The 1,398-nt window shown below is 46.1% G+C and carries 3 protein-coding genes; 1 reads left to right on the top strand and 2 read right to left on the bottom strand.

The features are described 5' to 3' along the window. Positions 1-28 precede the first annotated feature (28 nt). Complete coding sequence (locus tag BVJ53_RS15625; protein WP_414467456.1) at positions 29-169, top strand: IS3 family transposase; 141 nt, start codon at positions 29-31, stop codon at positions 167-169. Between the two features lie 74 nt (positions 170-243). On the opposite strand, the gene BVJ53_RS14100 is transcribed toward BVJ53_RS15625, so the two are convergent. Together BVJ53_RS14100 and BVJ53_RS14095 are read right to left on the bottom strand one after the other, a co-directional pair. Further along, entirely contained in the window at positions 244-942 is a 699-nt protein-coding gene (locus BVJ53_RS14100) for a L,D-transpeptidase (RefSeq protein ID WP_129302926.1), read from the bottom strand. Positions 943-1,185: 243 nt separating this feature from the next. Beyond that, the coding region (locus BVJ53_RS14095) for a transposase (protein WP_137295997.1) at positions 1,186-1,398 on the bottom strand (213 nt) is incomplete at its 5' end.

Raw genomic sequence — 1,398 nt, 5'->3', positions numbered from 1 at the left:
CTGGTGGAACGAATTTAAACTGCGGTGGATGGATCGTCATCCAATGGCAAAGACTTACAAGGAATTCGTCCAGCTCGTTGAAGATGGGATCCACTATTTCAATCACGATAATCGTTCAGGACAAAGAGACGGCCTTACCCCAGAAGAATACTGGAATAAGGCCATCTAAAAGCTACCAAAATTTTATATTATTTCATCTGTCAACTTGACAGGGCCGACCGCAGAGATGGGTGCGGCTTTTTTTTATTCGATAACAACTGGCGTACCAGTTGGAACGGTTTTGAAAATCCACTTGGCATCCGGAATGCTGAGGCGTACGCAACCGTGTGAACCGGGTTCCCGGCCCAACTTTGCCGCTTCAGCTTCAATATATTGATCGTTGATGTCAGTCGGCACGGTGTGGAACAAATAGGTGCCATGTAAGTAAAAGCTCGTGTAATAATGCGCCCCCATTTGTTCTTCAGGATTGAAAAAGTCATAGCCGCGTTCAGACTGGATCTTAAAGTGCCCGCGCGGTGTTGAGTTATCGATACCGGTAGAAGCGTACATGGTGTAAAGCGTTTTGGTACCATCTTTAACAAATACCCGTTGCTTTTTCAAACTGACCACCAGCGAAAGGTTAGGGTGTTGCGTTAAGTCAGGGTAAGGACGACTTTCAGATGGCGCATGCCAGTCAATTTTTTTCGCGGCGTTAAATGCAACCTGACGCGTGGTTTGGCGTGAAGTTTCGCTGTCTTTGGCAGCTGTTATGCCAACCCGTAGACTGGTGGCAGCTGTGATTGGAGTTTCCACTTGCCGACCGGTCGTGATGGCAACCCAACTGATCGGCACCAAGACTGCAGCAATAAACAGCTGTTGTCGAAATTTAGGTTTGAAATACTGGGTGCTCAGGAAATGAATGTTGCTAACGACTCGATCCCAAAAATGCGTCAGAGTTTTCATGCGGGATTGCCTCTTCGTGTGATGATGTTAGATCTTGATACTTTTTACCAACGTATTATAAAGGATCTAAATAACTCAAACCAGTAAACCGAATTGAGTTACCAGCTGTCAACACAATGGCAATAATTGAGAAGAGAATCAGGAGCATAATAAGAAACTCGGCAGCTTTGGCAGCGTCGAGTTTTTTAATTATAACTGGCCGGAAATCGCGTGACTTTAGCCATGGGATGGATAAGCCCCCTCTCAACGCCTCTTAGGGCGCTTTTTCAGTTCGTTGTACTTTTGGTTGTTGATGTAATTCTCAACGACGTCCTTGCTCATGTTGCCAAGTGTACTCATGTAGTAGCTGGGTGACCATAAATGTCCACCCCAATCTTGAGAATCGCGAATTTCCGGATGCCGTTTGAGAAAGATAAAGGCACTTCTGCCCTTGAGCGCCTTGATGGCACTGGTTGG

Source organism: Lacticaseibacillus chiayiensis, from assembly GCF_004123795.1.
GTDB classification, from domain to species: Bacteria; Bacillota; Bacilli; order Lactobacillales; family Lactobacillaceae; genus Lacticaseibacillus; species Lacticaseibacillus chiayiensis.
This window is presented reverse-complemented; position numbering and strand designations above follow the sequence as displayed.